This window comes from Exiguobacterium undae DSM 14481, from assembly GCF_000620805.1.
Taxonomy (GTDB): Bacteria; Bacillota; Bacilli; order Exiguobacteriales; family Exiguobacteriaceae; genus Exiguobacterium_A; species Exiguobacterium_A undae.
This window is the reverse complement of record NZ_KK211187.1, coordinates 2,788,137-2,807,885: the sequence shown is the minus strand read 5'-3', so window position 1 is coordinate 2,807,885 and position 19,749 is coordinate 2,788,137. Positions and strand designations below refer to the sequence as shown.

Annotated in this window: 20 protein-coding genes; 17 read left to right on the top strand and 3 right to left on the bottom strand. The window is 46.7% G+C overall.

Translation table 11 applies throughout. The features are described 5' to 3' along the window. Positions 1–59 precede the first annotated feature (59 nt). The 8 genes from P397_RS0115235 to P397_RS0115200 are packed head-to-tail and all read left to right on the top strand — an operon-like array spanning position 60 to position 4,439. Entirely contained in the window at positions 60–323 is a 264-nt protein-coding gene (locus P397_RS0115235; protein ID WP_026834068.1) for a metal-sensitive transcriptional regulator, read from the top strand. Positions 324–380: 57 nt separating this feature from the next. Continuing rightward, positions 381–860 carry a DsrE/DsrF/DrsH-like family protein gene (locus tag P397_RS0115230; protein WP_014969361.1) on the top strand — a complete coding sequence of 160 codons (480 nt, stop codon included), beginning with the start codon at positions 381–383 and terminating at the stop codon, positions 858–860. Between the two features lie 21 nt (positions 861–881). Next, positions 882–1,241, top strand: a complete 360-nt coding sequence (locus P397_RS0115225; RefSeq protein ID WP_028107058.1) for a rhodanese-like domain-containing protein — start codon at positions 882–884, stop codon at positions 1,239–1,241. A gap of 21 nt (positions 1,242–1,262) precedes the next feature. Further along, positions 1,263–1,559: a rhodanese-like domain-containing protein gene (locus P397_RS0115220; protein WP_028107057.1), complete on the top strand. Its 297-nt coding sequence runs from the start codon at positions 1,263–1,265 to the stop codon at positions 1,557–1,559. Between the two features lie 49 nt (positions 1,560–1,608). Beyond that, positions 1,609–2,175, top strand: coding sequence for a sulfurtransferase TusA family protein (locus P397_RS0115215; RefSeq protein WP_028107056.1), 567 nt, complete (start codon positions 1,609–1,611; stop codon positions 2,173–2,175). Positions 2,176–2,207: 32 nt separating this feature from the next. Further along, a complete protein-coding gene (locus P397_RS0115210) occupies positions 2,208–3,344 on the top strand; it encodes an MBL fold metallo-hydrolase (RefSeq protein ID WP_028107055.1) in 1,137 nt (378 codons plus the stop codon). A 36-nt stretch (positions 3,345–3,380) separates the two neighbouring features. Beyond that, a complete protein-coding gene (locus P397_RS0115205) occupies positions 3,381–3,608 on the top strand; it encodes a sulfurtransferase TusA family protein (RefSeq protein WP_026834063.1) in 228 nt (75 codons plus the stop codon). 54 nt (positions 3,609–3,662) lie between these two features. Beyond that, positions 3,663–4,439 (top strand): sulfite exporter TauE/SafE family protein, encoded by a 777-nt coding sequence (locus tag P397_RS0115200; RefSeq protein ID WP_026834062.1) that lies wholly within the window; start codon positions 3,663–3,665, stop codon positions 4,437–4,439. A 60-nt stretch (positions 4,440–4,499) separates the two neighbouring features. On the opposite strand, the gene P397_RS0115195 is transcribed toward P397_RS0115200, so the two are convergent. Then, positions 4,500–4,886 carry a DUF302 domain-containing protein gene (locus tag P397_RS0115195; protein WP_028107054.1) on the bottom strand — a complete coding sequence of 129 codons (387 nt, stop codon included), beginning with the start codon at positions 4,884–4,886 and terminating at the stop codon, positions 4,500–4,502. A 184-nt stretch (positions 4,887–5,070) separates the two neighbouring features. On the opposite strand from P397_RS0115195, the gene msrB reads away from it, so the two are divergent. From msrB to P397_RS0115175, 4 genes are all read left to right on the top strand, one after another. Next, complete coding sequence (msrB, locus tag P397_RS0115190; protein WP_026834060.1) at positions 5,071–6,171, top strand: peptide-methionine (R)-S-oxide reductase MsrB; 1,101 nt, start codon at positions 5,071–5,073, stop codon at positions 6,169–6,171. A gap of 146 nt (positions 6,172–6,317) precedes the next feature. Next, positions 6,318–9,233, top strand: coding sequence for a S8 family peptidase (locus tag P397_RS0115185; protein WP_028107053.1), 2,916 nt, complete (start codon positions 6,318–6,320; stop codon positions 9,231–9,233). A gap of 159 nt (positions 9,234–9,392) precedes the next feature. Continuing rightward, the gene (locus P397_RS0115180) at positions 9,393–11,930 is read left to right on the top strand and encodes a HAMP domain-containing sensor histidine kinase (RefSeq protein WP_028107052.1); all 2,538 of its coding nucleotides are present in this window, start codon (positions 9,393–9,395) and stop codon (positions 11,928–11,930) included. Positions 11,931–12,137: 207 nt separating this feature from the next. Next, positions 12,138–13,658 carry a GGDEF domain-containing protein gene (locus P397_RS0115175; protein ID WP_081777000.1) on the top strand — a complete coding sequence of 507 codons (1,521 nt, stop codon included), beginning with the start codon at positions 12,138–12,140 and terminating at the stop codon, positions 13,656–13,658. Between the two features lie 117 nt (positions 13,659–13,775). On the opposite strand, the gene P397_RS17445 is transcribed toward P397_RS0115175, so the two are convergent. Next, positions 13,776–14,345, bottom strand: coding sequence for a FusB/FusC family EF-G-binding protein (locus tag P397_RS17445; RefSeq protein WP_051524057.1), 570 nt, complete (start codon positions 14,343–14,345; stop codon positions 13,776–13,778). Positions 14,346–14,460: 115 nt separating this feature from the next. Between P397_RS17445 and P397_RS0115165 the strand changes: the two genes are divergently transcribed. From P397_RS0115165 to P397_RS0115155, 3 genes are all read left to right on the top strand, one after another. Then, positions 14,461–15,189 carry a hypothetical protein gene (locus tag P397_RS0115165; protein WP_028107050.1) on the top strand — a complete coding sequence of 243 codons (729 nt, stop codon included), beginning with the start codon at positions 14,461–14,463 and terminating at the stop codon, positions 15,187–15,189. 78 nt (positions 15,190–15,267) lie between these two features. Continuing rightward, on the top strand, positions 15,268–15,717 hold the full coding sequence (locus P397_RS0115160) for a general stress protein (protein ID WP_026834054.1): 450 nt from the start codon (positions 15,268–15,270) through the stop codon (positions 15,715–15,717). 29 nt (positions 15,718–15,746) lie between these two features. Continuing rightward, the gene (locus P397_RS0115155) at positions 15,747–16,196 is read left to right on the top strand and encodes a universal stress protein (protein ID WP_026834053.1); all 450 of its coding nucleotides are present in this window, start codon (positions 15,747–15,749) and stop codon (positions 16,194–16,196) included. Between the two features lie 59 nt (positions 16,197–16,255). Here P397_RS0115155 and P397_RS0115150 read toward each other — a convergent pair whose 3' ends face one another. Next, positions 16,256–16,447 (bottom strand): hypothetical protein, encoded by a 192-nt coding sequence (locus P397_RS0115150; protein ID WP_026834052.1) that lies wholly within the window; start codon positions 16,445–16,447, stop codon positions 16,256–16,258. Between the two features lie 148 nt (positions 16,448–16,595). Here P397_RS0115150 and P397_RS0115145 point away from each other — a divergent pair, with 148 nt between their 5' ends. Together P397_RS0115145 and P397_RS0115140 are read left to right on the top strand one after the other, a co-directional pair. Continuing rightward, positions 16,596–17,039, top strand: coding sequence for a MarR family winged helix-turn-helix transcriptional regulator (locus tag P397_RS0115145; protein WP_026834051.1), 444 nt, complete (start codon positions 16,596–16,598; stop codon positions 17,037–17,039). 36 nt (positions 17,040–17,075) lie between these two features. After that, entirely contained in the window at positions 17,076–19,745 is a 2,670-nt protein-coding gene (locus P397_RS0115140; protein ID WP_028107049.1) for an MMPL family transporter, read from the top strand. Positions 19,746–19,749 lie beyond the last annotated feature (4 nt).

Sequence of the window (19,749 nt, the reverse complement as noted above, 5' to 3'; positions counted from 1 at the left end):
ATGGAATGTAGCCAATGGATATGACGCAGGTCACACGAAAAAAGGAGCGTGTTCTTCACATGGAAAAAGTATACGAAGACAAAATCATTCACCGGATGAACCGGATTGAAGGGCAACTTCACGCCATCACCCGGATGATGAAAGAAGAAGCATCCTGCAAAGAGGTTGTCACTCAACTGAGTGCGACACGGAGTGCGATTGATCGTGTCATTGGACTGGTCGTGAGTGAAAACCTCATTGACTGTGTGACGAATGATGACACGGCAGACAATCATGAACAAGCCGTAGCAGAAGCGGTTCAACTGTTATTGAAAAGCAGATAAAAAATTTTTAAAAGAAAATATACCCATTAGGGTAAATTGAGCGGAGGAATTATTCAGATGTCAGAAATTAAAAAAACAACGATTGTATTGTTCAGCGGAGATTACGATAAGGTCATGGCAGCATATATCATTGCCAACGGTGCAGCGGCTTACGACCATGAAGTGACGATTTTCCATACGTTCTGGGGATTAAACGCGATGCGCAAGGACGAACCGATTCAGCCCGATAAAACGTTGCTTGAAAAAATGTTCGGGAAATTCATGCCGCGCGGAGCAGACAAGATGCCGCTCTCGAAAATGAACTTTGGTGGTGCCGGTCAGAAGATGATTAAAAACGTCATGAAAAAACACAATGCGATGCCACTTCCTGATTTAATTGAACTGGCAAAAGAACAAGACGTAAAACTCGTCGCGTGTACGATGACGATGGATCTGCTCGGACTAAAACAAGAAGAATTGCATGACGGGATCGAATATGCCGGTGTCGCTGCATATCTTGCCGATGCCGAAGACGGAAACGTCAACCTGTTCATCTAATCTCGAGGAGGGATGATACAAATGGATATCTTGACCATCGTATTTCTAATCATCGTTGCATTTCTAGCTTATCGGATGTTTGCGCCAACTAAAGGTGTCAACAAATGGTCGACGTCCGAATTAAAACAGAAGTTAGGCGACCGCAACCGATTTTATTTGGACGTCCGGACACCGGGTGAATTCAAAGGCAATCACATTAAAGGCTTTAAAAACATTCCGCTTCAAGTATTGCCGTCACAACTCGACAAGATTCCGAAAGACAAAGAAGTCATCGTAATCTGTCAGAGCGGCATGCGCAGTAAACAGGCGGTCAAACAATTAAAAAAGGCGGGTTATGCTCAGGTTACAGAAGTGTCAGGCGGAATGAACGCTTGGCGTTAACACTAGGAGGAGGAATGACAGATGAAACGATTTACAGCAAAAGAAGTACAGGAAAAGCTTGAAAACGGGGAACAACTCAACATCATCGATGTCCGCGAAGTGGATGAAGTCAAAGAAGGCAAGATTCCGGAAGCGATTCATATTCCACTTGGTCTCGTCGAATTTAAAATGAACGAACTCGATAAGAAAAAACAATATGTCATGGTCTGCCGTTCTGGCGCAAGAAGTGGTCGTGCCGCAACATATCTCGAAGGGCAAGGATTTGATGTCATCAACATGGATGGCGGCATGATGGCATATGAAGGTAAAACCAACTAAAAAATTTAATGTTAAATATACCCCTATAGGTAAAAAGGAGCGAATACTTTTGCAGACAATCAAAACAGATATCGTACTCGATGCACGTGGCTTAGCGTGCCCGATGCCAATCGTCCGGACAAAAAAGACGATGAAGACGCTGGAATCAGGTCAAGTCGTGGAAGTACAGGCAACTGACAAAGGATCAACAGCCGATCTCCGTGCTTGGGCGAACAGTACCGGGAATCAATATCTTGGAACGATCGAAGAAGGAGATGTCTTACGGCATTACGTCCGTAAATCTTCCGGTGACGAGCAAGAAGCACCGGCATTTAAATCGGTTGTTACGAACGAAACTGTTGAAACGGTTCGCAACAATCCGGATACGCTCATCTTGGACGTCCGGGAAACGGCTGAATATGCGTTTTCCCATATCCCGAATGCCGTCAACATTCCGCTCGGAGAACTGGAGACACGAATCGGAGAACTCGACACAGCGAAAACGATTTATGTCGTCTGTCGGACAGGCAGTCGGAGTGATTTAGCCTGCCAACAGCTTGATGCAAAAGGATTCAACGTTCAAAACGTGATCCCCGGCATGAGTGACTGGAAGTATGACACGCATCAAACCGTTTAATCCGTAAATTATGAGCAGGAGGAATCAATCAGATGGCACACGCAATGACAACAAAAGAAGTCACGCAAAAAATCATTCACCGTGAAAAAATGTTTATCTTGGATGTCCGAAATGAAGAGGCATTTCAAGACTGGAAAATTGAAGGCGAACAGTTTTCGTATCTCAATGTTCCGTATTTCGATTTACTCGACGGTGTCGAAGATATTTTAGAGCAACTGCCGACGGACCAACCTGTTCTAGTCGTCTGTGCAAAAGAAGGGTCGTCGATTTTTGTAGCGGATTTATTGGAAGAAGCAGGACGGACCGTCTCGTATCTTTCAGGAGGCATGAAAGCCTGGAGTGAACACTTGGAGCCGATTTCACTTGGATCATTAAATGAAACCGGAGCCGATCAAGGGGAAGTCGTTCAATTCGTCCGAATCGGGAAAGGCTGCTTATCGTACATGATCATCTCAGAAGGCGAAGCCGTCCTCGTGGATGCCGCGCGGATGACAGATGTTTATCTCGATTATGCTAACGAACGTCAACTGACCATCACGCACGTCTTTGATACACACCTTCACGCCGATCACATTTCCGGTGGGCGTGAGATTGCGGAAAAAACGGGAGCAACTTACTGGTTGCCGCCAAAAGACGCGACAGATGTCACATTTGATTATGCAGCACTCGAAGACGGAAGCCGCGTTCAAGTAGGCGATACAAAAATCGATGTCCGGGCACTGTATTCCCCGGGACATACAATCGGTTCCACGTCGTTTATTGTCGACGAGCGATACCTCTTAACGGGTGATATCTTATTCATCGATTCGATTGGTCGTCCGGATTTAGCCGGTCTGGCAGAAGATTGGGTCGGCGATCTGCGGGAGTCGCTTTACAAGACGTACCGCGAACTTGCGAAAGACCTTGTCGTCTTACCGGCCCATTTCATGCTGATTGAAGAGTTAAATGAAGACGGCAGTGTCGCAGAAAAACTCGACATTTTACTCGCAAACAATCACGGCTTGAACATCGAAGATGAAGAAACATTCCGGAAGATGGTGACCGAAAATCTGCCACCGCAGCCAAATGCCTATCAAGAAATTCGCGAAACCAACATGGGGAAACAGACGCCTGATCTCGAAGCACAACGCGAGATGGAAGTCGGACCTAACCGTTGCGCCGTTCGTTAAATTAGAAAACCACTTACTTCAGGAGGAATCACAATCATGAAATCAGAACTCGTACTCGACGCCAAAGGGCTTGCCTGCCCAATGCCGATCGTCAAAACAAAAAAAGCCATTTCCGGACTCGAATCCGGTCAAATCCTTGAAGTCCATGCAACGGACAAAGGGGCAAAAAACGATTTACAAGCCTGGGCAAAATCAGGTGGCCACGAACTTGTGAAACATGAGGAAGAGGCAAGCGTCTTAAAATTCTGGATCCAAAAAGGGTAATTCAAGTTGAAGGAGGGCTGGCGACAGTCCTCTTTTTTTAAAGGAGTGAATCAAATGGAACTCGGTTTTATCATCACAATTTTTTTAATTGGGTTTGTTGGGTCATACATCTCGGGCATGGTCGGAATTGGCGGCTCGATCATCAAATATCCAATGCTACTCTACATTCCACCACTGCTCGGATTTGCTGCTTTTTCTGCGCATGAAGTTGCGGGAATCAGCGCGATTCAAGTCTTTTTTGCGACGATTGGCGGCGTTTGGGCCTATCGAAAAGGCGGTTTCTTAAATAAGTCGCTGATTCTGTATATGGGCGGAGCAATTCTGATTGGGAGCTTCATCGGCGCTTATGGCTCAAACGTTCTCGCGGAAGATACAATCAATCTTGTCTACGGCGTGTTGGCACTGACTGCAGCCGTGATGATGTTCATTCCGCGAAAAGGCATCGATGATATCCCGCTTGATCAAGTTCGCTTCAATAAAGGGATTGCGGCAAGTGCTGCGTTTATCGTCGGAGTGGGAGCGGGAATCGTCGGTGCGGCCGGAGCCTTTTTACTCGTTCCAATCATGCTAGTCATTCTAAAGATCCCGACCCGAATGACGATTGCTTCGTCTCTTGCCATTACCTTTATTTCGTCGATTGGTGCAACGGTCGGGAAGATTACGACAGGACAGGTCGATTGGGGTCCAGCGGCCATCATGGTCGTCGCCAGTCTGATTGCGGCACCGCTCGGCGCGCTTGCCGGAAAAAAGATGAACACGAAGATTTTGCAAATCATTTTGGCGGTCTTGATTTTAGCGACAGCGATCAAAATTTGGATTGATATTTTGTAAAAGAACAAACAAAACGATGCTTTGCTTGTACGTCAGCAGAGCATCGTTTTTCTGATGAAGTTACAATCGGCTTTTTTCGATAACGTCAACAAGTTGTCGTTCAACATCGAGTGCGACTTGCTTCAGCTCGTCGTCTTCGACCAAACCGATCAGTGAGGTCGGGCGCGGCATGCCGATTTTCGTTTGTCCATCTTCCGTATAAACAGCGAGCTTACACGGTAAGAAGTAGCCGGCCCGCCGTCGAGTAGATAAGACACGATGGGCTTCTTTCGGGTTACAGACTTCAAGGATATGGTACTGGTCGTCAAACGGTAACTCTTTTTCTTTGAATTTCTTGGCTAAATCAAACTCCCATAAGACGCCGAATGAAATCTCGGCAAGTTCTGTTTTGAGTCGTGTAATGGTGTCCTCTGTCGAATGATTGGAGTTGACGGTGTAGTCAAACATAAATACCCCTCCTGGTTTTTTGAATTCTTTTATCTTATTCCCTGTCTGAATAAGATGAATCGTTTTTTGAATGTGCCAAATGAAGGCGGACCGGGCGACAAACTGTGGGAAATCAAGGTACATTAGAAAAAAGACATCTGCCCGCGGGTGAACGACGTAAGCTTAAAAAAGGAGGCGGAGGGAGATGAAGAAACGGATGTTGACGATTCTTTCGGTCGTAGCATTGATTGCGATCATGATTGGCGGCTACTTTGTTTTCCAACAGCAACAGGCAAAATCGAGCGGAAGCAAAGAGTTGTCGTATACAAAAGAAGAAACGGCGATTCTCGCCGGAGGATGTTTCTGGTGTATGGAACCGCCGTTTGAAGAGTTAAAAGGTGTGAAATCAGTCATTTCCGGTTATACCGGTGGAGATGTTGAAAATCCGACCTATAACCAAGTATCGGCGGAGACAACCGGTCACCGGGAAGCGGTCCTGATCACGTTTGATCCATCGGTCATCTCGTACAAACAACTTCTGGATGTTTACTGGCGTCAAGTGGATCCGACTGATCCGAACGGTCAGTTCGTCGACCAGGGGCAATCTTATACGACGGCAATTTTCTATACGAACGCCGAGCAAAAACAGATTGCGGAACAATCGAAGAAGGATTTGGCAGCCAGCGGCATCTTTGATGAAAAAATCGTCACGCCGTTGATTGAAGCCGGTCCGTTTTATGAGGCGGAAGACTACCATCAAGATTATTACTTGAAAAGCGAAAAGAAATACAAGTTCTACCGCGCTGCGTCCGGACGTGATGACTTCATTAACCAATACTGGAATGATCAACCAAAACTTGATTTACCCAAGTATACGAAGTTAACGGACGAACAGATCAAAGCGAAATTGACGGATATTCAGTACAAAGTCACCCAAGAAGACGGGACAGAACCGGCATTTGATAATCCGTACCATGATTTGAAGGCGGACGGGATTTATGTCGATCTGATTTCCGGTGAAGCGTTATTCTCTTCGAAGGATAAATACGATTCGAAAACCGGATGGCCCAGCTTCACGCGACCTCTTGAACCCGGGAACATCATTGAAAAAAGTGACTTTGCGCTTGGGATGAAGCGGATGGAAGTCAGAAGCCGTCACGGGAATGCCCATCTTGGACATGTCTTTACGGACGGTCCCGAACCGACAGGGTTACGGTACTGTATGAACTCGGCAGCTTTGCGATTCATTCCGAAAGAAGAGTTGAAACAAGAAGGGTACGAACAATATCTTTCTGAATTTAAATAACAGCGAAACAGACACTTTTCACTTTTGTGGAAGGTGTCTTTTCTTTCGAAACTGTAAGGTGATTCGCCTAAAAAATAGCTATCCATTTTATCCAAATATTGTTTATACTATAAACAATGTAGGATTATATCTTGAGGAGGAACGTTGTGAAAAAGGTAACCATTTGGCTCATGCTGAGCTGTTTGATTCTGTCACTTGGAATCGGACCGTCAGCTACGAAGACCGCGGCAGCAAGCGCATTATCGGAAGCTGTCTTATTAAACGCTGGGCAAGAAACTGTGCTCGAAACCGGAACGGCAGAAAAAAATACATATTGGTATAAGGTCGAGCATCAAGCGGGTGTTGAAAAAACAGCAAGCCACTTTGAATTGTCGCTTGATACGGATCAGCCGATTGAAGTGACGGCTTACCCAAGTCAAGAAATGGCGTCAAAGGACGAAACGTTTGATCGTTACCGCGGATACGCAGAACCAAGCGACAAAGACGCAACAAAAATCGCTGTCCCGTATGCCTGGGATGGTCCATATTACGTCAAAGTCGACTATTATCCAGAAATCGAAGAAGGCAAAACACCAAAAGCGGCACACGTCAAATTGACATACAACAATGTCAAGCTGCCAGTCGAATATGAGCCAATCAGCGACGATATGAGCTGTATGGCGGAAGAAGCCCTCAAACAAACAACGGACGAGAAGCCGTTGCTTGCGTTGATGCACGCGATTCAAAAACAAGTGTTGAGCCAGTCGGAACAAGGACGCGACTTAACCTCGTTGTACTACAAAGTCTCTCCATACGTCGTCAAAACACTTCTCTTCAATAAAGACAAGCGGACACAAACGTATGAAGATTTAAAAACGTTAAAACCGGCCATGACAGCTCTTGTCAACGGAACGGCTTATACATTAACCAAAACGGATCAGACGGCAATCAATCGTTTGCATGCCCTGACACGTGATGCTTCTCCGGAAGTCATCGCAACTGAAATCAATCAAGTCGCAAAAACTGCGGGAATCGAAACGATTGGTGGTTCCGACTTGAGTGAAGCGTTCAAACCATTTGGCATTAAAGTGAAATCAGAAGCTAAGACACGTTTCATCGTGAAGTTAAAACCGGGTCACACGCAACGGACGATGAAAATCGCCGGAGCACAAGCACCGGATGTTGAAAAGTTATCGCTTGGTAAAACAGGTGAGTTTGTCATTGTCACGGAAGATCCGACGGTCAAAAACCAGTCGGCAGCCGTCCTCAAACAATCGTTGAAGAAATCAAGTGCGGTTGAGTATGTCGAGGAAGTTCAGACATACCGCGCAACAGGGGACATCAACTACGACTACCAATGGTCACTCAATCAAAAATCAAATGTCGAACAGTTCCCGAACGCCGGAATCGGCTTTGAGCAATTCGAGAAGTACCGTGCGGGTAAAACATTAGCACCCGTCACGATTGCAGTCATCGACACCGGGGTGGATTACCGTCTGAAAGACTTCCAAGGGAAAGTCGATATTGCCCAGGAAAAGAACTATGTTGATGTTAACGGCAACGGAAATGCCTTAGATGACCACGGTCACGGGACACACGTCTCGGGTGTCATCGCAGCAGCTCTTGAAAATGATTACGGTATTCGCGGAATTCACCAGTCAGCGAAGATCCTTCCGATCAAAGTCTTGAATGCCAACGGTGAAGGAGAAACCGATGCGATTGCACTCGGAATCAAATACGCGGTTGATCATGGTGCCAAAATCATTAACATGAGTCTTGGCGGCGGTGAAAGCCGGACGATGGCTTATATGATGAAATACGCAGCTGATCACGGCGTGACCGTCGTTGCAGCATCAGGGAACGAATATGATATGTCAGTCGGTTTCCCAGCCAGCTCGGAATACGCGATTTCTGTCGGCGCAACAAACCCGCTCGGCATGGTCGCGGACTACTCGAACTATGGCATTGGACTGGATGTCGTTGCACCGGGTTCAAAAATTGCGAGTCTCGTTCCGGACGGTAACACGGTCTACATGGACGGAACAAGCATGGCATCACCGCACGTCGCAGCAGTTGCTGGAATTCTCGCGTCACTTGATTCGAAGTTGACGCCGAAACAAATCGAAGCAATCTTACGGACGAGCGCAGAACCACTCGCTTTCGAAAATCCGAATGATTGGTACGATGAAGACGAAGAGATGGAAGATGAGTACCCGCCTGGATATGAAAAGGACAGCACACCGGAATTCCCGGCATATGTCAGTCCGGTATCCGGATACGGAAAAGTCAACATCACGCGTGCGATTGCCCAGTTAAACCTCAAAGGAAAAGTAAACCCGGTCTATGACAACCAACTGGTTGTCAGCGGACAAGTCAAATCAGGTACGACAGTAGAAGTCTGGTCGACGAAGAAGTTGACGGATACAAAAGACACATCTAAACGATTAGCGAAAACAACTGCAAAAGCCGGTAAATACAGCGTGACGATTCCCCGTCAGGAGAAAGAAACCGTCTTGACGATCCGTTATGCCAACGGTTCTGATGTCACGTCAGAACGGACGGAAGTGTTACCAGGAAAAGCACCAGCTGCTCCGAAAGTCAATCGTGTCCTCGCCGGTGCGACAACCGTAACAGGAACAGCGATTGCCAAAGGTAAAATCACAATCACAGATGCCAAAAACAAAGTCGTTGGTACAGCAACCATCGACAGCAAAGGGAAGTTCGCAGTGAAGGTCAAAAAACAAGCAGCGAATGCCCGTCTTGCGGTCACCGTGAAAGACATTGCGAACCGTTCGAGTAAAGCGACAGTGATTACCGTTGTTGCTCCTCCGGCAGCACCAAAAGTTAAATCGGTTACAGCCGGTCAAACGAAAGTAACCGGGACAGGTGAGAAAAAAGCCCGTGTCTATGTTCAAAACGAAAAGAAAAAAGTAATCGGTAAAGGAACGGTCACATCAAAAGGGACGTTCACAGTCAAGATTGCCAAACAAAAAGCAGGAGCCAAGCTTTCGGTTTATGTTGAAAACAGCTTTAAACAAAAAAGTACGAGCACGGTAGTCGTCGTCAAAAAAGCTAAAAAATAAGTCTTCAAACAAGCCTTTTCCGGGTAAAACGGAAAAGGCTTGTTTTTTTTACCATATATCTTATTTTTAAAGTATTTTTTTAAAAATTATGATACTTTTAAGTGATTAGATTCATTTCAAAAAAGCATCATTCGAAGCGAATGATGAGGAGGATATTTCATGATCAAATGGATTCGGAGGCGGATCGGAAGACAGTTGTTGGCAGTCTTTTATACCGTACTCGTATTGGTTTCAGTCACCTCGTTTTTTGTCTACGATTATATGGAGGGCAGGATCGAGTCATCGCGTAACAATCTGGAGATGATCAGCGAGCAAAACCGACGGGCGGATACGCTGTGGGACAACTGGCAGACCGTTCAATTTGGGCTTCGGGGATTCGTCATATTTGGAGATCAAGACCGGTTTAATGAAGTCGAAGATTTACGGACCGAAATCAAGAGTGAGACCGATTGGTTTTCCCGTAAAGCCAAGACGGATGAAGAAGAAGAGTTTGCTGCACAGATGACGAACTTGTATGACCTATATTACGGTGCCCTTTTCCCGGTCACCCAATCGTACGTCAACGGAAAAAAAGACAATTCAATCAACGAAGACTTTTTGCAAGGCGACAGCTTATTTTCATTACCGGTTGCCAAGCGGCTTGTCGAACAGGGACAGTTGAAACCCTCGGCAGACGGATCGATTGATATTGCACCGGACATTGAACGGGCATCGGTGGCACTTGAGGATTATCGTGACAATTTACAGATGCAACAGGAAAACGCCGTCACGAATCTGCGAAGCGAAGTCGCAAAAACACAGTGGATTTGGATTTCGAGCATCTTAGTGTTGGTCGGGTTTATCTTATTGTTCGTGCATCCGTTTATCCGACGTATGACGAAGCAGCTTTTGCGTCTGATTGATGACAATCAAAAGTTGTCACGGAACGAACCGATTGAAATGGACTTAACGGAGCAACGGACGGACGAAATCGGAATGCTCCGGTCATCCTTTAACCAGATGGCAGTGACAACGAGCTCCCATACAGAAGCGATGCAAGGAAAAAACGAAGAATTACAGGCGCAAAGTGAAGAATTGCTTGCGCAACAGGAAGAACTGCAGGCACAGCAGGAAGAATTAGAAGAAGCATACCAAACGACGAAGCAGAACGAAGAAAAGCTGAAAATGCGAAGCGAGTTGACAGAAGCATTGGCGGTCCGTGAAACTGTCGAATCGTATCCGGCGATCGTGCGGAAGATGCTAGAAATCACGTCGTCTGAGTACGGTGCCTTATTGTTATATGAAGATGGACAGTACATTGGAGCTACGACAAACGGAATGAAGCTTCAGCAGATTGAGGCATTGTTAGCAGATGAAACCTCTGTCCTCAATCGGATGATGCTGACGAATCAAGTGATTCAGTCAGAGAAACGGGTTTCCCGGACGGATGATGTTCCATACAGCTTCAGTACCCATGAAGTCGCACTGCCAATTTACGATCCATCGACGAAGCAGTTAATGGCAGCGGTTTACATGGTCCGTTACCAGTCAACGTATAAAGCGCAACAATTAGCCGATATGCGTGAGTTTTCGCAACAGATGACGTTATCATTGCTTCGGACACGTTCTTATGACGAGATGAAACAAGAGAAACAAAAAACGGAACAAGTTCTTGATTCGATTCGAGAAGCCATCATTTATCTGGAAGATGGAAACGATGAATTGTATGTGAACCGTCCCTTGTTTGAACTGGTACCGGAACTTCAGTCAGAGTTCACAAAAGACCGGACATTATCATCCGGCAGTTATGTGATTGAAGTGATGCGTAATATCGTCGATGATGTCGATCGTTTTAATGATTATTTAGCCTTGATTCGGGCAGGAGATGTCTCTCCGGATAAAGTTCAATTTGATGTTCGAAACAATACGGCCCATTTAGAAGTCTATGCCGAGCGGATTGATATTGAGGGGGGCTGGAAAGGTGTCATCCTGGTCATCCGGGACATTACCCGGGAAACAGAGGCCGATCGATTAAAAACTGAACTGGTCTCAACCGTGTCGCATGAATTGCGCACACCGTTATCATCCATTTATGGATTTACGGAGCTGATGTTGAATCGTGAAATTGATACGATGAAGCAACGGAAGTATTTAGCGACGATTCATACGGAAACGGAACGGTTGTCTAATTTGGTGACAGATTTCTTGGACGTTCAGCGGATGCAGTCCGGAGGACAACTGTACCAAATGGCGCATCTTGATTTATGTACGATTGTCCAGCAGGTCGCTGGATTATATGATGTGTCGAATGGACAACATGACATTCGTGTCCAAATGTTAGGTACGGAACATCCGACCATCATTGGGGATGAAGCGCGTATTAAACAATTACTGAACAACTTGGTGAATAACGCCATCAAGTATTCACCAGACGGTGGATTGATTGAAGTGAGTGTCGGTACCGATGAAGACAATGCGACGATTCGGATTACGGATCACGGCATCGGTATTCCGCATTATGCATTCGCACAACTGTTTGATAAGTTTTACCGGGTCGACAATTCGGATACCCGACGGATTGGCGGGACAGGTCTTGGTCTATCGATCTGTAAGGAAATCGTCAAGGAACATGACGGGGTGATTCATGTCGAGTCGATCGAAGGACAGGGCAGTACGTTTACCGTTCAGTTGCCGCTACACGTCACCGAGAATGTCTGAAGTCAAAACAAGCACCGCCTCGCTTCACCGGTGGTGCTTGTTTTTGTTGTCTGATTCTGGAGAAATCGATTGACCCACTTCAGAGCAAAAAAACAGGACACGTTAAGAATATTTAAATATAATGAAAAGATGGTTAAAAAACAGAAAGATTTGCCGATAATCATATAGGACAAACGAACTAGACAAAAATAGGGAAGGGCGTGAACGATGTATAAACTAATCTATGCAATCATTGGCGGATGGGTCTTGTCTCATACGTTATGGTTAGGAATCATCGGCACGTCTTCGGAACTTTCAAAAATCGGCAACAGCTTGTTTATGATTCTGGGTTCTGTCGTCTCGACGGTCTTGTTAGTGATTGCGGTGCGCCGTCATCCGACTCGCCCCTTTACCCAACGTCTGTTTTTGTTGTTGTTGTTCGGAAATGTATCGTTAGCCATTGGTGAAACGGCACAACTGATTGCGGAAAGGCGCAGTCTGGAACGTTCAGGACCTTTTGACGGTATTGATTTAGTCTTCAGCTTGCAAATCGTTTTTTATTTGCTGGCGTTTTGTTATTTTTTAATCAGTCGTCGTTCACAGGTCAATCTGCGGTTCTTTTTATTTGATGAGTTGATCATCCTGATCGTAACGGGCGCGATTTCCTGGCATTATCTTGTCAGCCCTTACTTGGAGCGAGCAGAATTTCTCAGTTTTGAGACGCTACTGTTGCTCCGTTATCCCCTTGGAGATTTGTTGTTACTCGGCGGAATGATCATCTTGTTTTTTGGCATCATGAAGCGAGGCAACAGCGTTCCACTTCTGATGATTTTAGCTGGATTCCATCTGCAACTGATTGCCGATGTATTATATGTCGCTTTGTATCGAACCGATTTTCCGATCTCGGTCATGTGGCTCGATCCCCTTTGGATAGCGACGGTGTTGTTGATTGGCGGGGCGGCGATCTTATTTGATGCAGACGAACGGCCTATCGGCTTAAAAATTGATCGGCAGATTTTAGAGGGCATTCGCCTCGTGACACCGTATATCTTTTTGTTGATTTTATTCGTGACAATGGCACGACAGGCGGTCAGTTGGAATGGGTTGACGATTGGTCTGATGATTGCGGTTCCGCTGTTGATTTCAAGACAGGTGCGGATTGTGATGGATAATCAACGGCTGCGTGAAAATCTCGAGGCAAAGGTCGAGGAGCGGACGGCTGCTCTCGAACAGGCGCTCGAGGAGATGGAACACATGGCCTACCACGATGCCCTGACGAATTTACCGAACCGTTACTTGTTTGCCCGGTTGTTTAAGGAAGAGTTGCGGCGGGCGGAAATTCACCAACGGTTCGTCGGGTTATATTTCATTGATATCGATCATTTTAAACAAGTGAACGATACGTACGGACACCATGTCGGAGACCAACTGATCATCGATATTGCGAGCCGCCTTGAAAAACGATTACCGCATAACACGGTCATCTCACGCCAAGGTGGGGATGAATTTGTGGTGTTATTATTTGATGTAAAAGAGGAGTCGGAGATCGAAGCATGCGGTCAACAGTTGATTGACTTGTTCGAGCGGCCGTTCATTCTCCAGGAGACACCGGTCTTCATGACCGCTAGCATCGGCGGTGCGATTTATCCGACCCACGCCACGTCGCGGACAGCCTTGATTGAGCAAGCAGATGTCGCGATGTATGAAGCAAAACGCCGTGGGAAAAATCAGTTTCATGTGGAAGTCTGATCCATCAAAAGAGGAGCGCCGATTCAACTCGGTCCGCTCCTTTTTTTTTGTTGTTACTTCATTTTAGCTAATAATTTTTCAAGAGACGTGGGATCCGTCACTTGCTCATTACAATGGTCACTGTCGATACAAATGTAGTTGCCGACAGCCCGGTAGTGATCCGCCGATTGGTTCGTGCGGGCAGAAGACCAGGGTGACATCGCTGTACTGATGACAGACCGTACAGATGCCTTTTTTGATTGTTGGAACATAATGACCTTCAACGCCGACCCATTCTCCTTGCAACGGATAGACAAAAAACTTCTTTTTATTACCGGTATCATTCCAGCTTAAATAGGTCGTTTTAAGAAAATCGAAGGAATGAAGCGGCGGATTCCGCAATTTTTTTGTCTTTCGAAACAGTTGCTGGAGCTGGGACTCCGTAATGGACGGGAAAGACGCAACAAACGGTTGGATCTTCTCGATATACCGGATTAAATCCGCTTCCGAGTGTACATTTCGCACGAGCATTAGCAATTCTTCTTGCTCTGACGTCAGAACCGGGATTAGATCAAAAATCTTTTGAGCGGCACTGTAGATGACGGCATCCAACACGTCCGGATCATGGACCGTCGTCAATTGTTGCGTCAACAAATCGACTTGGCTCCGGATGAAATTGTATTGAAAGGGTTTAATGAAGGGTTCCATACGACATCGCTCCTTTGTAGTCCTATATTCACGGAAACGCTTTTGTCGAAACGACATTTTCCTTGTTTCCACCGTTCGACAGGCGGGAATTAAATACCTGAGGAGGTGTCCAGTCATGCAACCGTTAACCGCACTTCGCTTGTTGAACCTGATCAGTTTCTTATTTGTTCTTTTGGCTCGTGTCGTCTGGTATGAGGCACCGGTGGGCGAACGTCTCGCGATCATGCCGGCACCGTTCATCGATGCGATTTTCGGTGTCGTCTATACGACGTTATTGATTTGGTGTATTCGACCGGTCCAGGCTTATCCGGCCGACCGGACATTGATTTTTGATATGAGCGGCTGGTTCATGCTGACGATGATCGGCTATGGTGCCAGCAGCATCATCGGACCGCCATGGGAACTTGTTTTGACGACGATTTCTTTTATTGCCTTATGCATCATTTATATGAAAATTCAACATCATCCGAACCGTTCCCCCTGGATGCGCTCACCGTTTTCAGTGTTTCTCGCCTGGTCGAGTATTCAGATTTTAATTCTGCCGTTCCGGATTTTACGGGACTTTCGATTTGACGATCTTTTTGGACTGACGACGTCGGAATGGGTCACGGTGATGCTGATCCTGTTTGCACTGGGAGCCGCATTCTTTATTTTCGTTCATACTGATTGGGTGTTCGGACTCGTCATGATTTGGTATTACATCGGTCTGTTCTTTAACGAACGATTGACCGACTTTCAACAGGGCATCACAATCTTCAGTGTCATCATTGTAACTGTAGCCGTGATTGTCGTCTTTCGGAAACGGGAAAAATTGTTTGCGGAAGAAAAAAGACCGGTTTCCTAAGAAAACAGCAGTTGATGACGTTGCTTTTGGTTTTTTGGGGTATATCCCTTATAGAAGTATAAAAGGGGGAAATGAACAATGGGGAAAAAGCAGTTGATCGGTACGTACGAAAATGAGACGGATTTAATTCGCCAGATTGAAGACTTACATTTTGCAGGCTATTTAGAAGAGGATTTATATGTTGTCCTGCAGGATAAAACCGATATGGCAATGTTACGGGGGCAATCTGCCGCCCAACTCGTTGCCGGCAAACGGACATTGTTTGAACGATTTACCGGAAAACCGGTAACGAGCGAGGAAACGCGAGCCGCCTTTGACTCGCTGGGCTTAGCGGACGGAGAAGTCGACAAGCATGTGGCGAGCGTTAAAAGTGGCGCCTATGTCCTGCTCGCGGACGAAGAAGGCGCGAAACGTCCGGCACCTGAACCGAAGAGTATTTTAGAGAGTGAACCGGAAGGCATTGAGGCGGAGCGGAAGCTTGATCATGAGAACCGGGCACTTGAGAATGAAAACGACCGGATGTTGTAAACGTGCCTGAGTGGAAAGGGTGAACAACGATGGAGAGTCACTATCATACAATTTTAGTCGCAGTCGATGGATCAAAGACGGCAGACTTGGCTTTCGAAAAAGCCGTCCAGTTCGCAAAACTTGATCAAGCAAAGCTCGTCATCGCACATGTCATTGATATCCAAACCTTTGCCAACGTTCGTGCCAACCAACGATTCATCGATCAAAACGTGACCGAGTATGCACAACAGCTCCTCGACAAGTATGAAAAACGGGCGACAGAAGCAGGGGTTGGTGAAGTCGAACTCGTCATTGAGAACGGTTCACCGAAGACATTGATTCCGAAAGTCATCGCTCCGCGTGTCGGAGCGGGACTGATCGTTTGTGGTGCCGTCGGGATGAATGCGATGGAGCGGATCATGATCGGCAGTGTGTCTGAAAACATCTCCCGTTACGCCAAATGTGACATCTATATCGTTCGCCCGAAAACACTCAAATAAGTGCCAAAAAGCTGCTTCGATGGTTAATCGAGGCAGCTTTTTTTGTTCAGTCCTTCGACTTACGTCAATAAATAATAGAAGACGCCTAAAATAATCAAAATGACGGGCAACAATACCAAGTACATCCAGGACATATTTTTCGCTGTTTGGCTGTTGCTGTACGTTTCTTCGTTCCGACTTTGTCCGACCATCACTGTAAAAATAAGTCCAAGTACACAAATCACTAATGCAATCCAAAATAATGCGGTCATGTGTCAGTCCCCCTTTAGGTATGATGTATGCTCTTTCATCATAACGAAGATTGGAATTGTCTGTCAGGATATTTTGTGACAGTTTGGAGTTGACGCTATCTGGTTTAGGGGCTAAACTACTTGTATAAGTTTAGGGGGTAAACTAAAAATGAAAGACAATCTGCGGGAAGCCGTTCTTTTGTTTGAAGAGGTGATGATTCACGGAACCGAACGTGTGCTGAAATCCGTCGATTCACCGGTCTGGCGGCTCTATTCGCCGGAACAACTTCACTTGTTGAAGTTGGTGGATAAATATGGTCCGGTCGCGTCCGGTCGGATTGCAGTCATGCAAGGTGTGCATAAAAGTGCAATCTCAAACCGCTTAAAAAAATTGAATGAACACGGGTTGGTCGAGGTCGAACGTGCGGAAGACGATCATCGAACGAAACGCATCGTCTTGACTGAAGCAGGACGCGACATCGTGGAAGCTTCGAATCAAGCGATTTACAGTTACCTGGAACAATTGATCGACGGAAAAGTGGATGATGAGGAAATCAAACAATTCATCGAAACGTTCCGGAAAGTCAAAGCGATTTTGAAGATTGAAGATTGATTCAGAAAAAATAGAGACAGAAGAGGTGGAACGGGAATGCGACAAATCGTCAAATGGCGTTGGCCGATCGTAATCGTCTTGTTGCTTGCGACAGTCGGATTATTTTTAGCAGCACCAAATTTATCGAAACAAGCAGAAGACGCAGGGGCTATTCAGCTCGCGAGCGATAATGATTCACAGCGGGCAGCTGAAATCTTAAAGGCAGCCGGCGCAAGCGAGGAAACCATTTCACTGGTCATTCCGTTAAAAGAAGCGGTCACGAAAGAAGACCGGACGGAAATTGGTCAAATCGTGAAAGATCTCGAACAACTGGACGAGCCGGTGACGGGTGTCTTGAACCCGTTCGAAAGCAAGGAAACAGAAGGCCAGTTGATTTCAGAAGATAAAAAAACCGTCCTCGTACCGATTACGGTCGACGGTTCACAAGAAGAAATCACAGCACTCGCTGAAGACATCCGGAGCGACCTGTTACCGGACGACCGGACGATTTACCTGACGGGTGAGTCGCTCATCAATGCGGACGTCAACACGAGTTCACAGGAAGGGTTAAAACGAACGGAATTGATCACTGTCGGACTGATTTTCGGTCTGTTGTTGATTGTCTTCCGCTCGATCGTCACACCGTTCGTTCCGTTATTCGCCGTTGGTGTGACTTACTTGATGAGCCAATCATTCGTCGCCTTTTTCGTCGATTGGTTTGGGTTCCCGGTTTCGAACTTTACCCAAATCTTCCTCGTGGCGATTCTCTTCGGGATCGGGACGGATTATTGTATCCTGCTTCTCAGCCGCTACAAAGAAGAGTTGACTGCCGGTCATGACGTCGAGACGGCAATCGTCAACACGTATAAAACGGCAGGTCGGACATTGTTGATCAGTGGACTCGCTGTTCTCGTCGGTTTCTCGGCCATCGGTTTTGCCGATTTCCCGATCTTTAAATCTTCCGTCGCCGTTGCGGTCGGAATCGCCGTCTTGTTACTTGTGCTCTTTACACTTGTCCCGTTCTTCATGGCGACCTTAAAAGAGAAATTGTTCTGGCCGTCGAAAAATGCGGCAAGTCACAAAGACAGCCGCTTATGGGCCCGGTACGGTGGATTATCGATTCGTCGTCCGTTGCTTGCGATGGCGATTGTTGCCATCGTCACGATTCCGACCTTGTTTACGTACGATGATGATCTGTCCTTCAACACGGTCGATGAGATCGGGGAAAAGTATGAGACGGTCAAAGGCTTAAATGCGATTTCGGACGGCTTTGGTGCCGGCGAATCGTTACCGGTCAATGTCATTTTAAAAGATGACCAGAATATCGTGACGGAAGAAACTGTTCCGTATGCAGAACAATTGAGCCGTGAACTCGTCAAACTGGACGGAGTTAAAGCCGTTCGTTCGATTTCACGTCCAACTGGTGACGTCATCGAAGACTTATATGTCGATCAACAACTGAAGCAAGTCGCCGATGGTCTGACCGATGCCAAAGATGGACTCGGCGAAGTCGGGCAAGGTCTGCAGACAGTTGAAGACAACTTGCAAGCCATCAGCGGTCAGATTCCAGCCGGCGATCAAGCAGCAGCCGGGGCAGCACAGTTGCAACAAGCAGCAACCGGTCTCGGTCAAATCAACCAACAGCTGACACTTGTCGGTCAAGGCTTACAATCAGCTGAAAACATTCCACAAACCGTCGGAACATTGACGGCGTTATCCGGTCAATTGACACAAATTCAAACCGGTATCGCGCAAGCGGCAACCGGCATTGAAACGCAGGGCGCACAGGCCGGTCAACTCGGAAGCGGTTTGACGCAACTTGCCGATGGTGTAGGTTCTGCCAATGAAGGACTCGGTCAGATCGAAGACGGATTGACGGAGGCAGCCGATTTCCTCAAGGAGATGGGGGAATCCGAAACGATTCGCGGCACGGGGATGTTCATTCCGAAAGATACCTTGTCGGGCAAAGACTTTGAACCGGTCATTGAACGATATACGATCGATGATCAAACCGGTCTGAAATTCGAAGTCATCTTAAACGATGATCCGTATTCACCGGAAGCGATTGAAACGGTCGCTGCGATCAAAGAAACGACAGCCAGCACGTTAAAAGATACGCCGCTCGAACAAGCAGAAGTAGCGTATGGCGGTATCTCAAGCATCAACAGTGATTTAAACGATACGTCGAAAGCTGACTTTACACGGACCGTCATCATCATGATCGTCAGCTTGTTCATCATTCTTGCGATCATGTTCCGTTCGTTGATCATGCCGCTGTTTATGATCGGTTCCTTGTTATTGACGTACTATACGTCGGTCTCGATTGCAGAACTGATTTTCGTCAACGGTCTTGGTTATGACGGCATCAGCTGGGCGGTTCCATTCTTCGGCTTCGTCATGCTCGTTGCCTTAGGAATCGATTATTCGATCTTCCTGCTCGATCGGTTCCGGGAAGAAACGATCAACGGATTGGATACAAAAGAAGCGATGTACCTCTCGATGAAAAAGATGGGCTCGGTTATCATTACGGCGGCAATCATCCTTGCCGGAACGTTTGGTGCGATGATGCCTTCCGGCGTCCTCAGTCTGGTTCAGATTGCGACAATCGTCATCACGGGTCTTCTCTTGTACGGATTGATTGTCTTGCCGCTCCTGATTCCGGCGATTACGGTATCGTTTGGACCAGGTGTCTGGTGGCCCTTCCGTCAAAAGCAAAATAAGAAGTAAGGGA

Bases quoted from the DNA above. Each gene is read 5' to 3' on its own strand.
- P397_RS0115235 (WP_026834068.1), top strand. From the start codon at position 60: ATGGAAAAAGTATACGAAGACAAAATCATTCACCGGATGAACCGGATT.
- P397_RS0115230 (WP_014969361.1), top strand. From the start codon at position 381: ATGTCAGAAATTAAAAAAACAACGATTGTATTGTTCAGCGGAGATTAC.
- P397_RS0115225 (WP_028107058.1), top strand. From the start codon at position 882: ATGGATATCTTGACCATCGTATTTCTAATCATCGTTGCATTTCTAGCT.
- P397_RS0115220 (WP_028107057.1), top strand. From the start codon at position 1,263: ATGAAACGATTTACAGCAAAAGAAGTACAGGAAAAGCTTGAAAACGGG.
- P397_RS0115210 (WP_028107055.1), top strand. From the start codon at position 2,208: ATGGCACACGCAATGACAACAAAAGAAGTCACGCAAAAAATCATTCAC.
- P397_RS0115205 (WP_026834063.1), top strand. From the start codon at position 3,381: ATGAAATCAGAACTCGTACTCGACGCCAAAGGGCTTGCCTGCCCAATG.
- P397_RS0115200 (WP_026834062.1), top strand. From the start codon at position 3,663: ATGGAACTCGGTTTTATCATCACAATTTTTTTAATTGGGTTTGTTGGG.
- P397_RS0115195 (WP_028107054.1), bottom strand. From the start codon at position 4,886: ATGTTTGACTACACCGTCAACTCCAATCATTCGACAGAGGACACCATT.
- msrB (WP_026834060.1), top strand. From the start codon at position 5,071: ATGAAGAAACGGATGTTGACGATTCTTTCGGTCGTAGCATTGATTGCG.
- P397_RS0115180 (WP_028107052.1), top strand. From the start codon at position 9,393: ATGATCAAATGGATTCGGAGGCGGATCGGAAGACAGTTGTTGGCAGTC.
- P397_RS0115175 (WP_081777000.1), top strand. From the start codon at position 12,138: ATGTATAAACTAATCTATGCAATCATTGGCGGATGGGTCTTGTCTCAT.
- P397_RS17445 (WP_051524057.1), bottom strand. From the start codon at position 14,345: ATGGAACCCTTCATTAAACCCTTTCAATACAATTTCATCCGGAGCCAA.
- P397_RS0115165 (WP_028107050.1), top strand. From the start codon at position 14,461: ATGCAACCGTTAACCGCACTTCGCTTGTTGAACCTGATCAGTTTCTTA.
- P397_RS0115160 (WP_026834054.1), top strand. From the start codon at position 15,268: ATGGGGAAAAAGCAGTTGATCGGTACGTACGAAAATGAGACGGATTTA.
- P397_RS0115155 (WP_026834053.1), top strand. From the start codon at position 15,747: ATGGAGAGTCACTATCATACAATTTTAGTCGCAGTCGATGGATCAAAG.
- P397_RS0115150 (WP_026834052.1), bottom strand. From the start codon at position 16,447: ATGACCGCATTATTTTGGATTGCATTAGTGATTTGTGTACTTGGACTT.
- P397_RS0115145 (WP_026834051.1), top strand. From the start codon at position 16,596: ATGAAAGACAATCTGCGGGAAGCCGTTCTTTTGTTTGAAGAGGTGATG.
- P397_RS0115140 (WP_028107049.1), top strand. From the start codon at position 17,076: ATGCGACAAATCGTCAAATGGCGTTGGCCGATCGTAATCGTCTTGTTG.